Source organism: Allokutzneria sp. NRRL B-24872, assembly GCF_002155965.1.
Taxonomy (GTDB): Bacteria; Actinomycetota; Actinomycetes; order Mycobacteriales; family Pseudonocardiaceae; genus Allokutzneria.
This window is the reverse complement of the sequence record NZ_MUMH01000098.1, coordinates 20,944-37,284: the sequence shown is the minus strand read 5'-3', so window position 1 is coordinate 37,284 and position 16,341 is coordinate 20,944. Positions and strand designations below refer to the sequence as shown.

Below are 16,341 nucleotides of genomic sequence, written 5' to 3'. Positions count from 1 at the left end.
CGAGGACGTGGTGCGGGCCCTGGCCCGCGACTCCGACGTGGCGGAGTGCTGATCACCAGTCCGACCCCGTACGGGACCTGTGCACGCCTTCAAGACGTAGCACTGCGGCCCCTAATAGGCAGACGCACGGCGCGGATCGGCCCTAGATCGTTGACCAACAGAGCCGCGTTCCGCAGTCATGGACGAGATGCGGAAGCGTGGTTAGCCGTGGCTGCAGGACGCGCGCGGCACGAGGTGAATCCGAACCGCGATCATGGCCGCGCGCCCGTCCGTGTGAGCAAGCGAGGGGCACCGCAGTCGATGGGTCCGTGAGCACCAGGTGACGTCGTCGAGCTCCTCGGCCTGGCGCCCCCCGCAGCTCATTCCCAATCCGGCTCTTCCGGTGCGGAATGCGTACTTCGCGCGCCTGCTCTCCCCGGGGCGACTGAACGAACGTTGAGCATCCCGTTCATGCGTTCAGTCGAGGATCTCACCGCCCGAGCACGCATCCGAGACGTCGATTTGGAGCACTTCCGCTCCGATGGGGTGACCGCCACGAGCGTGCGCGCGATCACGCCCGCCGCTGGTGTCTCGTCCGCCTCGGTGCTGCACCACTTCGGCTCCAAGGAAGGGCTGCGGAAAACGTGTGACGAGCACGTCCTGCGGCCACAATGGAGCTGCCGCCCTGAACGAAGTGAATAGAATTCGACCTGGCCGCGTTTTGTCACTTTTTAGGGTTACAGGTGAGCCTCGCCACGCATGTCGGAACGTGCATGCTCAGGTGAAATGGCGAATTTCCGGCAAACCTCAAGTATGAGTAAAGTCTTGTCGTCCCACTTCATTTCTCCTACGTTTCGGCGCACCGAGAACTGTGACGACATCGGAGACATGCATGAGGAAGAAGATTTCGGCCGCACTGGTGGCCGCAGCAGCGCTCGCAACGCTCGGTCTGGTCAACACCGGTTCAGCGGCCGCGAGCGAGGCGCAGGGCGAGAAGTTCCCTTGCGGTTTCTACACCAATTGGGCGAATTGGGCGTACTACGGGCACTGCGGCTCCGGCTGGGTCGAGATCGAGGTCAAGAGGCTGATCTCACCCAACGACAGGCGTTGTGTTGGCCCCGGCACCACGCACGTCGGATACCACCCTGGGACCACCAATGCCGTGTACACCAGGAAGACCTGCACGAAGCCCCGCTGAGATCCGTGCCCGCCGTCACCGCGTTCTGCCGGGTGGCGGCGGGCGCCTCACGGTCACAGCGACCGAGGTGCGCCTCCACGACCTGACACGGCTAAGACAGAGGTGTCCCCGGTGGCGACCGCCTCGACGAGCCACCACCCTCCATGTCTTCGACGACAGGTCCCTCGCGTGGCTCGAACCGCTCCCCGACAGCGCGGTCGACCCCGATCCCGGGGAAGTGGTCGTGATGCGCGAGTCGGTGCAGCTGGCGTTGATCGCGGCACTGCGGTACCTGCCGGTGCGGCATCGCGCGGCGTTCCTGCTGCGGGAGGTGCTCTCCTGGTCGGCCGCCGAGATCGCGGAGACGCTCGACATCAGCGTTGCCGCGGTGAAGAGCCTGTTGCAGCGGTCCCGCAATCGGCTCGACGAACTGGACCTGCCCGCCCAGCAGCTGACGCCACCGGACCTGGCACTCGAACGCGCGCTGCTCGACCGCTACATCGCCGCGTTCGAGGCCGGGGACACCAGCGCCATCCGCGCCGTCATCCACGACGACTTCAGCCTCGAAGCCGTGCCGCACCCCGTCTGGTTCAAGGGCCTGCACGTGTGCCTACCGTTCCTGGAACGGCGTGCCTTCAGCACTCCGGACTGGGCGGTCCGGCTGCTACCCACTCGCGCGAACGGCCAACCCGCCGCGGCCGGCTACCGCCCCGACGCTTCCGGAACCCTCCGGGCCGAGGGCCTGTGGTGTTGACGACCCGCGGCGACCGCTTCTGCCGCGCCGTCAAGTTCCACAACCCGGCCCTGGTCACCGCAGTCGGCCTGCCCGCCCAGCTCCCAGCGTGACCCCGGACCGAGTGCGTTGCCGGCGAACGGCTGTGACGGTGTGCGCCCCTGGAGGCAGCACACCTCACCTCAGTCGGAGCAGCGGTGCTCGGAATTGCGTCGCTGCGCTTCGTGCAGCTGGTCCTCGAGGGTGACGATGCGGCACGCCGCCTCGATCGGGGTCCCCTGATCCACCAGTTCCCGCGCGCGTCCGGCGAGGCGCAACTGGTGGCGGGAGTAGCGGCGGTGTCCGCCGGCGGAGCGCTGGGGCTCGATCAACCCGGCCTCGCCGAGGCTGCGCAGGAAACCTTGCGTGCTGCCGAGCATCTCAGCAGCGCGCCCCATGGTGTAAGCGGGGTAGTGCTCGTCGTCGAACTTGTCAGCGGTGTTCGACGCGGTCGAGTCAGGTTGTTCTGGGATCATGCCACCTCCACATCACGAGGGACCCCGGCGCCGTTGCGGCGCCGGGGTCCCGGGGGTTATGGGTTCATCATTGCCAACCGGAGTTCAACCCGGTCCACTGCACTCGCGGAGCCCGTGTGAAGAAGGGACCACGCGTGTTCGGGTGATCAGTAACCGAGAACCACCTGCCAATCTGATGGGACTGCGGTACCCGCCCAGAGCCATCGCGCCGGAGCGGGAGATCCAATGATGTGCCCTTCCCTTTCCTCTGCTCTGCGATCTTCACGTCGCGGCCACGACGAGCACCGCGACTGCTTTCACGACCACCTGCCGGAGCCCTTCTGCTGATCAGCTCCAGCACGCGTGACCGCCTTGCTGTCCTGCACAACTGCGCGGGGTCGTGCTCCTCGTCCTCGCTGCTCGACCCCTGTGCCGCGGCCTCGGTCACGAACCTCGTCACTGCGCGGTCCGCCACCTTCTTGCCGCTGTCTCACCTCGCGGGCAGTTCCGTCATCTCCCGCGCCTGCTTGACCTTGTCTCTCTTGGTGTGAGCAGAACATTACACCTGCCGGTGAGTGAATGTCTACTGCGGCCAGCACAGATTTTCTTCAGAGTTCGCGCACGAGGGTGCACCGAGGAGAACCGTTCCACAGTGGACAGCCGCGTTGGCGGAGCACGCGCGAGAGCCCACGGTGCTTCGTCGACGGACAGGCGTTCGCGAAAGACCCACCGCGCTGCCTGCCAGACCCCGCCTCCGTCGGCACACCCGGCTGCTCAGCGTGCGGGCAGTATCGTTCAGCCCGTCATGACGTGCTCCGCTCGATCCCAGGCGCGGTGCAGGCCGACCTGGGCGAGAAGGTCGGAGAAGTAGGGCTTGACCGCCTTCTCGGCGAGCAGGACGCCCGGTGCCCCGGTGTCGATGCCCGCCGCGGTGAGGACGTCGTTTCCGTTGCCCCAGGCGCTGATCACCTTGCAGTGCCGGAACATTTCTTGGAGCAGGACGGTGAGCTTGATGTCGTGCAGGTCCCCGGTGCCGCCCGCGATCACCACGGCGTCGAACTCCACCGATCTCGTGGTGAGGAAGGTGCGCTCGACCACGTGCTCGGCGCGGGCCTTGCGCAGGACACCTCCGACCGGGGCGATCACGCGCAGGACCGCGCCCTCCGCCTCCACGGCCGCACGGAGCTTGGTGATACCGCCCAGGTCGGCCTGTGACGTCGCGACCACGCCGATCACGCGGCCGGTGATCGGGCCGGGCTCGGTGGTGATCTGCGAGAGCGCTGGGGAGGCGACGACGTCGGTGGTCGGGGTGCCCGTCGGGGCGGGCAGCCCGAGCCCTTCGGCGACCGCGGCGCACAGTTCGCCGTTGACGTGGGCCAGCACGCCGAGCATCCGCTCGCGGATCGGGGTCTCGTAGCACTTGCCGAGTTCGAAGGTGAACGCCTCGACGAGGTGCACCCGCTCGATCGGGCTCATGCTCGCCCAGAACATGCTGGCCTGGGAGAAGTGGTCGTCGAATGAGGCCGGGTTGGCGCGGATCTTGTGGCCGTCGACCTCGCGGGGCACCGGGATGTAGGCGCCCTCGCGCGCCGTCGCCGGTGCCGGGCCCTCCGGCTGGAGACTGTTCGGCAGGTACGGGGCGACGCCGGTGTGGATCATGCTCTGGTGCATGCCGTCCCGGAGGTTGTCGTTGACCGCGGCGTGCGGGCAGTTGATCGGCAGCTGGGTGAAGTTCGGGCCGCCGAGGCGGGTGAGCTGGGTGTCGAGGTAGGAGAACATGCGCGCCTGCATCAACGGGTCGTCGGTGATCTCGATGCCGGGTACCAGGTTGCCGGTGTGGAAGGCCACCTGTTCGGTCTCGGCGAAGTAGTTGGTGGGGTTGCGGTCCAGCACGAGCTTGCCGACCAGCACGACCGGGGCGAGCTCCTCCGGGACGATCTTGGTCGGGTCCAGCAGGTCGATGCCCTCGAAGCTCTGCTCCTCGGTGTCGGGCAGCACCTGCAACCCCAGCTCGAACTCCAGCGGCGCGCCCGCGTCGATCCCGTCGGCCATGTCGCGGCGGTGGAAGTCCGGGTCCGCGCCCGCGGCGATCTGCGCCTCCTCCCACACCAGGGAATGCACTCCGGCCACCGGTTTCCAGTGGAACTTCACCAGAGCGCTCTCGCCCTCGGCGTTGACCAACCGGAAGGTGTGCACACCGAAGCCCTCCATGGTGCGGTAGGAGCGCGGGATGCCCCGGTCCGACATCGCCCACATGACGTGGTGGGTGGCCTCGGTGTGCAGGGAGACGAAGTCCCAGAAGGTGTCGTGCGCGGACTGCGCCTGCGGGATCTCGCGGTCGGGGTGCGGTTTCCCGGCGTGGATGATGTCGGGGAACTTGATGCCGTCCTGGATGAAGAACACCGGCATGTTGTTGCCGACCAGGTCGAAGTTGCCCTCGTCGGTGTAGAACTTCACGGCGAAGCCCCGGACGTCGCGCACGGTGTCGGCGGAGCCCCGCGAGCCGAGCACGGTGGAGAAGCGGGTGAAGACCGGGGTGAGGCGGCCGGGTTGGAGGAAACCCGCCTTGGTCACCGAGGAGGCGTTGCCGTAGGCGGTGAACGTGCCGTGCGCGGCGGCGCCACGGGCGTGCACCACGCGCTCGGGAATGCGCTCGTGGTCGAAGTGGGTGATCTTCTCCCGGAGGTGGAAGTCCTCCATGAGCGTGGGGCCCCTGGCGCCCGCTTTGAGCGAGTGGTCGGTGTCGTTGAGCCGCAACCCCTGCGCGGTGGTGAGGTGCCGCCCGGCCTGGCCGCGATCACGTGCCGTCGCGGTGGGCTCGCCAGGGCCAGTGGCGCTGGTACGAGCCGACTCGCGGCGCTGTTGCTTGGGGGACATGGCTCTCCTCGGTCGATGCGCTGGTGAACCGCGAATACCCCGCTCACCGCCGCGCAAGCACCGAACCGGGAGGAACCCCACGGGGGACTGCTTCCGGCTGCTCGCCGACGAGGGTGCGCAGCAGTTCGGCCAGGCCGTGCGGAGCGCGCCCAGCGAGCCGCGCACTGGTGCGGACCCGGGCCGCGCAGTCGTAGCGCAGCCGGAACCCGGCAACGCCGAGCCTGTCCCACAGGTCGTGGTCCTCCCCGGTGCTGAGCGCGTGGAAGCCACCGACCGCGGCGTAGGCGTCGGCCCGGACTCCGAGGTTGGCCCCGTAGACGTTGCCGTGCCCCTCCGGACGACGCGCTCGGTCCAGGACCCGTTGGTAGCGCAGCGTCGCCACCGATGCGACGGGAAAAGGGGAAGCGAACTCAGCCGTGCCCGCCACGGCGTGCGAGCCCTCGTCGGCCAGCCGCAGGTGCTCCCGCGCCCAGCTCCGCCCGACCGCGGAGTCCGCGTCGGTGTTGAGGAGCAGGGTGGTCGACGGTGCGTGGGTACGCAACCTCCACCGGGCGGCCCGGCACCCCAGGGCGCGCACCTCGCCGATGCTCAACGGGGCGTCGTTGACCGTGATCACGCCCGCCTGCCATCCGCCGAAGGCCGCCCGCGCGAGCCGGACGGTCTCGTCGGTGCAGCGGTCGGCCACCACGCAGACCACGCGCTCGACGCGCGGTGGCACGCCGCGCAGTGCCGCTGACATCGCGTGCAGGCAGGCGCCGATCAGCCCCGCTTCGTCGCGCGCGGGGATCACCACCCCGATCGCCGTGATCAACCTCGCCTCAGCACGTGCACGACGAAGTCCTTGTCGAGGTGCTCGATCAGGAGCTCCAGGTCCGGGTGCGTGACCAGGTGGTGGTGGGCGGCGAGGCCGTCGCGAGGGGCTTCCGCGGCCCACGGCAGCCAGTGTGCCGCGAGCAGGTGTCCTCCCGGTCGCAGCGCTGCGACCGATCGCCGCACGGTCTCGGCCAGATCACCGTCGTCGAGGTAGTAGAGGATCTCGCTGTACACCAGCAGATCCACGCCTTCCGCGGGCAGCGACTCCGGTAGCGCGCCCGTACGAACGTCCACATGGGACGATCCGGAGTTCGCGGTGCGGGCGCGTCGCACGGCCTGGGGCACCGGGTCGAAGGCGAGCATGCGATCGCAGCGCCGCGCCAGCTCGCGGGTGAGGATGCCGGTGCCGCACGCCGGTTCCACCGCGAAGCCGTAGCGCTGCCTCGGCAGGGCGGCGAGCATGACCGCCCGCTTGCGGCGCTCGTACCAGCTCGACTCGACCTGCCAGGGGTCGTCTGCGCTGTCGTAGATCTCGGCGAAGCGGCTCGGTGGCGCGGATCGGCGGGGCGGCTCGCGGAAGAAGACCTCCGCGTCGCGGTCGAAGTGCGCCAGCACGTCCGATGGCAGGATCGGCGGCTCATCTCTGGGGCCGGGGGTGAGCTGGGAGGTGAAGCGCGAGATGGCCGCGGCCTTGTGCGCGCGCTCCGTCTCGGTGAGGTGGTGGGCAAAGGCGCGGGACCACGGTATTCCCGGGTCCTGCGGGGAGATCCAGTGCCACATCCAGATGGGATAGGACCAGCAGTGCGTGGTGAGCGGTGCGGCGCGCAGCGCCGCCCGGCCCGCCTCCTGGTGGTCGGGGTGCGGGTCCTCCGGCCAGGGGAACAGGCAGAGACCGGTCCCGGCCGCCAACTCCGACAGCGCCTGCTCCAGCTCGGTGGAGTGCCGACGCAGACCCGAGTCCGGCAGACCGAGCCAGATGGGGTCGACGTCGTGGAGTCCTTGGCGGCGAAGGGAATCCGTGAGTTCCCCGCGCCGCACCCGCCCCAGTGCCAGCCGCTCGTCCCGGTCCGCGGCGGGGAAGGCCGCCTCTCCGTCGGTGGCCACGACGAGGGTCACCGAGCACCCGTCGGCGTGCAGGCGTTGCAGAAGTCCGGCCGCGCCAAGCGTTTCGTCGTCAGGATGCGCCGCGACGACGAGGACCTCCGAGGCGTCGACAGCAGGGAACGGCCGCAGGGTCGGGTCGGCCAGTGCACGGGACCACAGCTCCTCGGCGATCGCCCTGCTCATCGGATGCCCTCGCCGGCCAGCACCCGGGTTCCCAAAGCGGCGAGAGCGCGTTCGGCGTGGTGCTGGCGGATGTAGACCTGGAGGTCGGCCAGCCGTCGCGCGAAGTCCCGGTCCCGGCACATCAAGCTCGGCCCGGTGATCTTGGGTGCCCTTTCGAGGACCTCGCAGGCCGTGCGTTCGACGGCGGCCCGGCAGGTGTCGACGAGAACCGCGACGTCCGCTCGCGGAGCCTCGTCGATGACCGAGGCACAGCGCAGCAACAGCGCCTCGCTCGCGCGGATCGAGGTCTGCACGGCACCAAGGTGGGCCAACTGGTGCTCGTCGACGTTGTCGCGTGCACGCAGATGAGCCAGGACGGAGTCCAGGATTCCGGCACAGCCGCCGAGCCACACCGCGGCCACACCCGCTCCACCGTGCGCGAAACCCGGCCGCGAAACGTACCAACCGGGCTCGCCCACGATCGAGCCCTCATCGACACCGGCGCCGTCGAAGACCGCGTCGCCGCTGTCGGAAGCGTCCATGCCGATCGCCTGCCACACCAGGGGACGCCGTCGCACCGCCGTTTGGCGCAGGTCCACTTCCAGCAGCACGTCACCAGCGGCGACCAGCGCCCGGTCCAGCACCGTCAGCCCGGAGCAGAAACGCACGGTGCCGCCCAACCCCTTGTCTGTCAGCGTGGCGCCGGTTCCCTCCGACTTCGCCGCCCACACCCCGTACAGCGCGTCCGGCACCGGAGCGCGACCGGCTTCGGCGAGGATCGCGACCGCGTCCACGTGTCCCTCCCCGAGCCTCGCCAGCGTCAGATCCCGTCGGCCCCACGCGGCGAGCGCCGCCCAACGGTGCGCGGTCTGCCCGCCACCGGGGAGCGGGAGAGCGAGCTCGCCGCAACGGAGCAACTCCCGCACGGCGGCGGCGACCGATTCCGCACTCCGTTCCTTCGGACTCGGTGCGGGCGAGGAGTCGTGCAGGAGTCCGGTCACGTGCGACCTCTCATCAGGCGGCGGCGGCCACCATCACCGCCGGGTGCGCGGACGTGGAATTGCCCCGCGACCTGCTGGTGAAACCTCGGCCGAGATCGCTCTGCGAAGGACAGTGACTGAGGACGGTGGGCCCGGCGGGGAAGGTCGCCGCCGGGCCCACCGCAGTCAGTGCCCCGGGCGGGCGTGACACCCGCGCGAGGCGCTCCTGGACGCCGAGTCAGTCGTCATCGCCGTCGTCGCCGATGCCGACACCGATTCCGATGCCCAGCCCGATGCGCAATCCCAGGCCGATCCCGACACCGATTCCGATGCCGTGGGAGGGCCGCCGGTGCCAGCGGTCGCGCACCCACCGGTCGTGGACCCAGCGGCCGTCGCGGAGCAGGCGCGCATCCTGGGTTCCGGAAGTCGTCGTGCCCTGGGAGTGCGCGCCGACGGAACTCGTCTGGGGCGCGGTGCCGGCGTTGCCGGTTCCCGCGACGAAGGGCAGCAACACGGCCGTTGAAAGAGCGACCACGAGACCGCGTCCTGCCATGCGAACGGTTTTCACCACGTTCTCCTTCTCCAGTCACATAACCCGGATTCTTGATCGCATCCGGTGAGGATGTCGAACAGGAACGAAGTACCCGTCGTTACCGGCTTCAAAGGGGTTGGGCGTCAGTCAATGGGTTGTACCGGTTCGTGGAAGCGGTTTGTGCGACTGACGGCGTCTTGTTCACGTCAAACCTCCTCGGCCGAAGCCGCTGTGTGATCGAGGAGGTCTGCCTGCACACTCCTTCGGCCGCATCGGGGCATCTGCCTGACGCCGGGGCGCTGGCTTCGTCACTCGTGCGACACACGGCGGCTCTGTCCAGTTCGAGTGATTTGTTTTTTCTTGCGCTTGGACAACCAAAAGGTGGCTACAGCTACCGGCGTCGAGATTCGGCCGGGGTGGAGGTTCGGATGTGCAGCACGGTAGGTGTTCGAGGCAAGGCGTCCTTGAACGGCGAGGCCGTCCATGCCATCGCCGAGTTGGAATTCGCGCTCGCCGCCGTTGGACCGGAGGCGTTGACGCAGCGCCTGTTCGCGGCCCGGTCTGCGCTGCGCACGTGCGCCGACGCCGCCGAGGAGCTGTTCGAGTGCCGATACACCACTGCGGTCGGCGACCTGGTCAACCTCACACGAACTGCTCAGCGGCTGGTCGAGGTCTCCGTGCACGAACTTCTGGTGAGCCGCACGCCCACCGTCGCATCTCCTGAGGCCACGCACCGCTGGGACACGCAGACGGTGCTTCGCCGTATCTCAGTTCCGTTGCTGCGCCTGGGAAACATCCTGTGGGCAACTACCGACAGCCCTCGCATCCACTTCGTCAGCGAACAGCTCCAGAGAGTCGCGGGACAAGCCCTCGCGCTCACGATCAGGACACGGTGATCCACCGCGCCGAGGAGGCGACATGAACAGCACGATTCGCACGGCCCTGACGACACTGCTCACGGTCACGATCACCGCAGTGCTCTCCGCGCCCGCCCACGGGCAGGAGATCGCCGTTGACGCGGCGATGGGCTCGCAGGTCGCCAAGCACGAGGGCGTGTCGCCGCAACGACCACGCACCCACGAGGACGTACCGCTCGATCCTCGAACCGGAGCTTCGGTCGCGGGGATCGACGTCAGCGGCCACCAGGGCAACGTGAACTGGCAAGCCCAGTGGAACGCGGGCAAGCGGTTCGCCTACGTCAAGGCCACCGAGGGCACCACGTTCAAGAACCCGTACTTCGCCCAGCAGTACAACGGTTCCTACAACATCGGCATGGTCCGCGGTTCGTACCACTTCGCGCTGCCGAACAAGTCCAGCGGCGCCGTCCAGGCGAACTTCTTCGTCAGCAACGGCGGTGGGTGGTCCCGGGACGGCAAGACCCTGCCCGGAGCGCTGGACATCGAGTACAACCCCTACGGCGCGACCTGCTACGGCCTCAGTCCGGCCGCGATGGTGTCCTGGATCAAGGACTTCTCCGACACCTACCACGCACGCACGGGCCGGTACCCGGCGATCTACACGAGCACCAACTGGTGGTCGAAGTGCACGGGCAACGGTGGCGACTTCAGCAGGACCAACCCGTTGTGGGTGGCGCGCTACAACAGCGCGGTCGGCCCGCTGCCGCACGCGTGGTCGGTGCACACGATCTGGCAGTACTCCGAGAAGCCGATCGACCAGAACGCCTTCAACGGCTCATACCAGCGACTCCAGGTTCTGGCGCGGGGCTGAGAGAACAGGAGGCTGATGATCGTGACGTCTTGTTCGTAGCAGGAGGCGATGCGGCGGATGAGTGTCGAGTACGGCACGAACAAACCCACCGCGAACTTCACCAATCCCTGTGCGCACGGCAGGATCAACAGCACCGTCAACGTCAGCGACACGGGTGAGCTCCCGGCCTTGCCAACGGCCGACCGGCGACGATGCCCCTGAGCCATACGCAGGTCAGCCGATGTCGCGGCGGCGGAACAGCAGCGCGGCTGCGGCGGCGAGCAGGACGGACCCGGCGGCGAGGGCGAGCAGACCGGAAAGGACGGCCCAGCTCCACCCGGCCTCCAGCGGTTGGGCCCCGAAGGCCCAGTGGAACGGGCTGAGGAAGCCGAGCAGGTCGGAGCCGACCAACGGGGCGAGCCCGCTGAGCAGGAAGCCGCCCAGCGCGACGCCCGTCCCCACGCCGACGGCCAGGCCGCGTGAACCGCTGGCCGCACCGATCGTCAGGGTGAGCAGCCCGTGGAAGGCGCCCAGCAGGGCCAGCGCCACGGTTCCCGCGAGCAGCCGCGCGAGGGGGATGTCCAGCCCTGTCGGCTCGCGCAGCGCGATCAGGACCGCCCCGACCGCGGCGGCGAGCACCGCCACCTCCGTGACGATGGCGAGCGCGTGCGCGGTGATGATCTGCGCGCGCCGCACCGGGGCCGCCAGGGTCACGGCGAGCACGCCATCGCGTTCGAGGGCGCAGGGCAGTGCTCCGGCGCCGATGGCGGAGATCATGACCAGCAGCGGCGCGATCTTGGTGAAGACCTGGGAGGAGACGTAGCCGGCGGGGGTGACCATGTCGGCGCCGAAGAACGCGGTGATCTCCGGGGGAAGCACGGCGGTGAGCGCGCCGAGCTGCTCGCGCAGCGAGGGGTACATGGCCAGGGCCAGCGCGCACATCCCGATCGCCCCGACGGTCAGGCCGATCAGTGTGGAGCGCCGCTCGCCGAGGGCGCGCCGGAACAACTCCGCGGTCGCGTTCACCGGGCCACCTCCGTCGCGGTTCCGTAGTAGCGCAGGAACACGTCCTCCAGCTCGGTCTCCGGTGTTCGGAGTGTCAGCACCCGTTGTGCGCCAAGGGTTGCGACCACGTCGGTGACGGCGCCCTCGACAGCGAACCGGACGAGGGCGCCGTCGTGCTCGACGTGCGAGACCGCGGGCAGCGACGGGCACTGCCGCAGGAAGGACGCGGCCTCGGTGTCGTCGGCGAAGGTGACCTCGAAACGGTGGACCGCCTTGCCCAGCAGCACATCGGTGCGCTCGCACGCGACCAGGCGGCCGGAGCGCATGATGGCGACGCGGTCGGCGACGCGCTCGACCTCCGGCAGGGTGTGCGAGGACAGCAGGATTCCGGAGCCGCGGGAGCGCAGCTCGTCCACGATGGCGTGGAACTCCTTCTGCACCAGCGGGTCCAGGCCGCTGATCGGCTCGTCCAGCACGGCCAAGCGCGGGGAGTGGGCGAGCGCGGCGATGATGCCGACCTTGCGCTTGTTCCCCGATGACAGTGTCCGAAGGGGACGGTCCAGGTCAGCGCCAAGTCGTTCGGCGAGCTCGCGCGCCCTGGCCCGGTGGGCTTCGGCGGCGGTGGAGCGCAGCCGTCGCAGGTGCTCCAGATTGGCCCAGCCGGTGAGCCGGGGGTGCAGGGCGAACTCCGCGGGCAGGAAACCGACGTCGTGGTGGGCCAGCGGGGCCTGGGCCCACGCGTCGTGCCCGAGCACGGTCGCCGCGCCGGAGCTCGGGCGGGCGAGGCCGAGCAGCATGCGGATGGTCGTGGTCTTGCCCGCGCCGTTGGGGCCGAGGAACCCCAGCACCTCGCCCGGGCTGACGTCGAGGTCCAGCTCGTCCACCGCGGTGAGCGCGCCGAAGCGCTTCGTCAGCGCGTGCGTCCGTACCAGGGGAGAGGTCATGGCATGCTCCGCCTTCTTCCGTCACTCCGGTTCCTCCGAGCGGAGGGACCGCGCCGACCAGGCTTCCCGGCACACCGCTGTCAACGGTGCACCACCGGGCGCGGGCGGGCAATCGGGAATCACCCGATCGCTGCTTTGCGAATCGGTAACGGGGCAACCGGGTCTTGGCCCGGTGATCGGTTGTGGTGCATGGTTGTCGTCGGTGCGCCGGGAAGCCTGGTCGGCACGGCTCGCTCCAACCGGAGTGAGTCGGAGAGAACTGACAAAGGCACGCCCATGGCCACCACTGATCCCGCTGTCGTCGAGACAGCCCTCGGGCCGACCGTGATCGCGGCGGTCGAGCAGCACGAGCCCATCCCGCTGCTGGCCGATCCGTTCGCTCGGCACATGCTGCCCCGCTCGGGGCGCTTCCTGGTCAGGCTCAGCCGATGGTCGTTGCTGCGGCGCGCGCTGGTTCGCGCCTCCGAACGCCGTGCGCCAGGTATCTGGGCAAATGTTCTGTGCCGCAAGCGTTTTATCGGCGACGTCCTGGCGCGCGCGGGCGGCGAGGGCGTGGAGTCGGTGGTGGTGCTCGGCGCGGGCTTGGACACGCTCGTGCTGCGGGCGGCCCTCCCGCCGGGAGTGCGGGTCTACGAGGTCGACCTCCCGGAAATCGTGCACCGCAAAAGGGCTCTCCTCGTCTCGGTTCCCGGTCCGGCGACCTCTCACTCCACGCTCGTCCCGGCCGACTTGCACGCCGAGAACCTGGCCGATGTTCTTGCCGCGCATGAATATCGGGCGGATACGCGGACGGTGTTCGTGTGGGAGGCCGTCACCCAATACCTGAACGAGGGTGCGGTGCGCGCGACGTTGGAGTGCCTGCGCTCGGCTCCTTCGGGGAGCCATCTGGTGTTCACCTACGTGCGCAGAGACTTCCTCGACGGCGAACGGCTCTACGGGGCGGAGAGGTTGCATCGCCGCCTCTGTGGCCAGAAAGGCTTGTGGCGCTTCGGGTTGCGGCCCAAGAACGTGCGGAGCCTGCTGGCTGGGTACGGCTGGCGCGAGGTCGAGCAGATGGGTGCCGAGCAGTTCCATGAGCGCTACCTGCGGCCGACTGGTCGCAAGCTGACAGTGTCCGAAGTGGAGCGTTCGGTCCACGCGACCCGCTGACCCGCCACGTCCAGCAGATCGGAACCGGCCATGAGGGTCGTCGATGTCGAGATCCTGAGTTCCACCTACCGCAGAACAGTCGAACCCGCCGTGTCCGGTATGGACGAGTCCACCACGCAGAAGATCCTGATCGAGCTGCTGCGCCTGGTGTTCGGGCGGGCGTTGTCGCACTGGCCGGAGCTGTTGTTCCCGGACGAGCCGATCTCCGGGATGGACCCGGTGAACGCGCGCCGGGTGAAGGACACCATCCGGGGGTTGCGCGCGCAGAGGAGGACGATTTTCCTGACCACGCACGACATGGCGACCGCATCGCCGCACTGGCGATTCCCGGCCGAGCACAAGCTCAGCCGCCGCCGTTTCAGCGATCAGGTCGGCAGGTTGCTCGGGGGCGAGGTCACCGAGACCGAGACCTCCTCGCGGACGGCTCGGGCCGGGCTGCAGATGCTGACCGGCGGGCTTGTCACCGACGACCGTTGGCTGTCCGCGTTCACCGCCGTCGCCGAGGCAGGAGAGATCCGATGAGGGCGCTGTTGGTCACCCACGGCACGCGCGGTGACGTGCAGCCGTTCCTGGCGCTCGCGGTGGCGCTTCGCTCGACCGGGCACGACGCTCTCCTGGCCGCCCCGGGTTCCTTCGCCGCGCAGGCGCGGGGCAACGGCGTGGAGTTCGCAGCACTGGACGAGGGACCGAACCGGTTGATGGACGATCCGGTGGTGCGGGAGTCCGTCGGCAACGGGTATCGAGGGTTGCGGGGCAAGATCAGCGCTGTGCGCACCGCGCGGCGGATCAAGCCGTTGATGGCCGATGTGTTGCGCGATCTGGCATCCGTCGCCCGCGACAGCGCGCAGGTGGACGTCGTCGTGCACTCGCCGACGCTGCCCGCGCACTCCGTCGCGGAGATGCTCGGCGTGCCCGCGGTGCTCGCGACGTTGCAGCCAGGGTGGGTTCCGAGTTCGCTGTTCCCGTGCCCGATGGTCCCGCTGCCCCGGCTGCCGAGAGCGTTCAACCGCGCCACGTACCTGGCGGTGTCGGCGGCGCTGCGCGCCCAAGCCGGAGTGGCGAACACCTGGCGCGCCAACGAACTCGGCTTGCCGGCGCGACGCGGTGTCCAGGACCTGCTGCACGAAGCCAACGGAGCGCATCGCCTGGTGCTGCAGGCTTTCAGCCCGCACCTGGCCCAAGTCGACCCGCTGTGGCCGGAGCAGGTGCGCACGACAGGGTTCTGGTTCCTGCCAGCGGCAGGGACGTGGTCCCCTTCGCCGCGGCTGGCCGCGTTCCTCGACAGCGGGCCGCCGCCGGTCTACATCGGCTTCGGCAGCATGGTCGGGCCGCGCACCGGCAGGACCGGTGCGATCGTCGTGGAGGCCGTGCGCCGCGCGGGTGTTCGCGCAGTCCTGGCGACCGGCTGGGGCGGGCTCGGCGAGACCGACTCCTCCGACGAGGTCCTGGTGATCGACGAAGCACCCCACGACCGGCTCTTCCCCCGCACGTCCGCGATCGTGCACCACGGCGGAGGTGGCACCACGGCCGCCGCCTTGGCCGCAGGGCGGCCTCAGGTCGTGTGCCCGTTCGTCGCCGACCAACCCCACTGGGCCCAGCGCGTGCACGAGGTCGGAGTCGCACCCGCGCCCGTGCGGCAGCAGAAGCTCACCGCCGAGTGACTCGCCGCCGCCATCAGTGAAGCGGTGTCCAGTACCGCGATGGCGGCCAGAGCCGCCGACCTCGCCGAGCGGGTCCGCGCGGAGAACGGCGTCATGACCGCTGTGCGGTCCCTGGAAAGTCACGTGAGCTGACAGGAGAGCACCTCGGGTCCGTGCGCGCCGACGACGGTGGCGGAGAGGTCGGCCGACGCGGCGCTGCATGGATTTTTCAACCACGCTTGAATGCGCCCGGGAGTTCTTCAGTCCGCTCCGGCGCAGGTCGCGAACGTTGTAGGGTCGCTCGGGCGATGACGTGCTGACGGCGTGCGTTCCCGTGGCCACGGGACTGGGTTCGAGGAAGATGAGGTTCGCTCGTGCAACCGGAAACGGCTCCCGTGTCGCCGGCGGCCAGGCGGCGGCCCGTGGCCATCAGCCTGCTCGCCTGCCTGCTGCTCGCCTCGTGCACGAGTCTCGTCCAGGGCAGTGCGACGTCCGTCCCGGGCAGTGTCTCAGCCACTCCGCCCGGCACCTCCTCCGCCCGGCCGTCCTCGGCTCGACCCTCGGCGCAGCCCGGAACACCGGGCGAGCGAATCGATCCCTGCCTGGTGGCCAGCAGGGTCCAGGGCAAGCTCAAGTTGACCAAAGAGGGGCAGAAGGAGGACCCGCAGCTGAGCACCTGCCAGTTCAGCGGGCCGTCGATATCGCAACAGGACACCAGGCCGGCCTACGTGGTCATCCTCGGCGTCGCCTACGACGGCGGGGTTTCCTCCGTGCAGGCCAAGCAAGGGCAGGTGTTCAGGGAAATGGACATCAACGGCAGGAAGATGAACATGCTGGCCCCGGTCGGCGAGAGCAAGGCCTGTCGCATCTCGCTCGACCTGAGTTCCACCAGCCGGTGGATCGTCCACCTGCTGGGCACGGTCGGCAACACCCTGGAGAAGGACTACATGTGCCCCGACGCCGGGCTCATCGCTGAAGCGATCGAACCGGAGCTGCCGCCGGTCCTGCGGTAGAGCGGTGGGTAGTGCGGCCACTCGGCGCGGTC

17 protein-coding genes are annotated in these 16,341 nt (G+C 69.2%); 9 read left to right on the top strand and 8 right to left on the bottom strand.

Translation table 11 applies throughout. The features are described from left to right. The first annotated feature begins 450 nt into the window (after positions 1-450). From CCN37_RS24475 to CCN37_RS41635, 3 genes are all read left to right on the top strand, one after another. The gene (locus CCN37_RS24475; RefSeq protein WP_086825081.1) at positions 451-681 is read left to right on the top strand and encodes a TetR/AcrR family transcriptional regulator; all 231 of its coding nucleotides are present in this window, start codon (positions 451-453) and stop codon (positions 679-681) included. A gap of 190 nt (positions 682-871) precedes the next feature. Beyond that, positions 872-1,177 (top strand): DUF6355 family natural product biosynthesis protein, encoded by a 306-nt coding sequence (locus tag CCN37_RS24470; protein WP_086825079.1) that lies wholly within the window; start codon positions 872-874, stop codon positions 1,175-1,177. Between the two features lie 226 nt (positions 1,178-1,403). After that, positions 1,404-1,910: a sigma factor-like helix-turn-helix DNA-binding protein gene (locus tag CCN37_RS41635; protein ID WP_246843270.1), complete on the top strand. Its 507-nt coding sequence runs from the start codon at positions 1,404-1,406 to the stop codon at positions 1,908-1,910. Between the two features lie 161 nt (positions 1,911-2,071). Here CCN37_RS41635 and CCN37_RS24460 read toward each other — a convergent pair whose 3' ends face one another. The 6 genes from CCN37_RS24460 to CCN37_RS24435 form a co-directional block, all read right to left on the bottom strand. Further along, positions 2,072-2,404 (bottom strand): helix-turn-helix domain-containing protein, encoded by a 333-nt coding sequence (locus CCN37_RS24460; protein WP_086825076.1) that lies wholly within the window; start codon positions 2,402-2,404, stop codon positions 2,072-2,074. 774 nt (positions 2,405-3,178) lie between these two features. Then, positions 3,179-5,260, bottom strand: a complete 2,082-nt coding sequence (locus CCN37_RS24455) for a catalase (RefSeq protein ID WP_086825074.1) — start codon at positions 5,258-5,260, stop codon at positions 3,179-3,181. A 43-nt stretch (positions 5,261-5,303) separates the two neighbouring features. Continuing rightward, positions 5,304-6,071 carry a glycosyltransferase family 2 protein gene (locus CCN37_RS24450; protein ID WP_086825072.1) on the bottom strand — a complete coding sequence of 256 codons (768 nt, stop codon included), beginning with the start codon at positions 6,069-6,071 and terminating at the stop codon, positions 5,304-5,306. Next, positions 6,068-7,360: a bifunctional PIG-L family deacetylase/class I SAM-dependent methyltransferase gene (locus CCN37_RS24445; RefSeq protein WP_086825070.1), complete on the bottom strand. Its 1,293-nt coding sequence runs from the start codon at positions 7,358-7,360 to the stop codon at positions 6,068-6,070. The genes CCN37_RS24450 and CCN37_RS24445 overlap by 4 nt, the downstream gene beginning before the upstream one ends. Further along, positions 7,357-8,340 (bottom strand): acyl-CoA dehydrogenase family protein, encoded by a 984-nt coding sequence (locus CCN37_RS24440; RefSeq protein ID WP_086825068.1) that lies wholly within the window; start codon positions 8,338-8,340, stop codon positions 7,357-7,359. The genes CCN37_RS24445 and CCN37_RS24440 overlap by 4 nt, the downstream gene beginning before the upstream one ends. A 217-nt stretch (positions 8,341-8,557) precedes the next feature. Further along, positions 8,558-8,887: a hypothetical protein gene (locus CCN37_RS24435; protein ID WP_143261784.1), complete on the bottom strand. Its 330-nt coding sequence runs from the start codon at positions 8,885-8,887 to the stop codon at positions 8,558-8,560. A gap of 197 nt (positions 8,888-9,084) precedes the next feature. Here CCN37_RS24435 and CCN37_RS24430 point away from each other — a divergent pair, with 197 nt between their 5' ends. Further along, on the top strand, positions 9,085-9,747 hold the full coding sequence (locus CCN37_RS24430; protein ID WP_143261783.1) for a hypothetical protein: 663 nt from the start codon (positions 9,085-9,087) through the stop codon (positions 9,745-9,747). 22 nt (positions 9,748-9,769) lie between these two features. Continuing rightward, the gene (locus tag CCN37_RS24425; protein ID WP_086825062.1) at positions 9,770-10,579 is read left to right on the top strand and encodes a lysozyme; all 810 of its coding nucleotides are present in this window, start codon (positions 9,770-9,772) and stop codon (positions 10,577-10,579) included. Positions 10,580-10,792: 213 nt separating this feature from the next. On the opposite strand, the gene CCN37_RS24420 is transcribed toward CCN37_RS24425, so the two are convergent. After that, positions 10,793-11,584, bottom strand: a complete 792-nt coding sequence (locus CCN37_RS24420) for an ABC transporter permease subunit (protein WP_086825060.1) — start codon at positions 11,582-11,584, stop codon at positions 10,793-10,795. After that, a complete protein-coding gene (locus CCN37_RS24415; protein ID WP_086825058.1) occupies positions 11,581-12,507 on the bottom strand; it encodes an ABC transporter ATP-binding protein in 927 nt (308 codons plus the stop codon). Before CCN37_RS24415 ends, CCN37_RS24420 begins: the two co-directional genes overlap by 4 nt. A 276-nt stretch (positions 12,508-12,783) precedes the next feature. Between CCN37_RS24415 and CCN37_RS24410 the strand changes: the two genes are divergently transcribed. The 4 genes from CCN37_RS24410 (at position 12,784) to CCN37_RS24395 (ending at position 16,309) form a co-directional block, all read left to right on the top strand. Then, a complete protein-coding gene (locus CCN37_RS24410; RefSeq protein ID WP_086825056.1) occupies positions 12,784-13,656 on the top strand; it encodes an SAM-dependent methyltransferase in 873 nt (290 codons plus the stop codon). Between the two features lie 30 nt (positions 13,657-13,686). Further along, positions 13,687-14,178, top strand: coding sequence for a hypothetical protein (locus tag CCN37_RS41070; protein WP_210408181.1), 492 nt, complete (start codon positions 13,687-13,689; stop codon positions 14,176-14,178). Then, a complete protein-coding gene (locus CCN37_RS24400; RefSeq protein ID WP_246843269.1) occupies positions 14,175-15,317 on the top strand; it encodes a glycosyltransferase in 1,143 nt (380 codons plus the stop codon). Before CCN37_RS41070 ends, CCN37_RS24400 begins: the two co-directional genes overlap by 4 nt. A gap of 401 nt (positions 15,318-15,718) precedes the next feature. Then, positions 15,719-16,309 (top strand): DUF3558 family protein, encoded by a 591-nt coding sequence (locus CCN37_RS24395; protein WP_168200835.1) that lies wholly within the window; start codon positions 15,719-15,721, stop codon positions 16,307-16,309. The last annotated feature ends 32 nt before the right edge of the window (positions 16,310-16,341 follow it).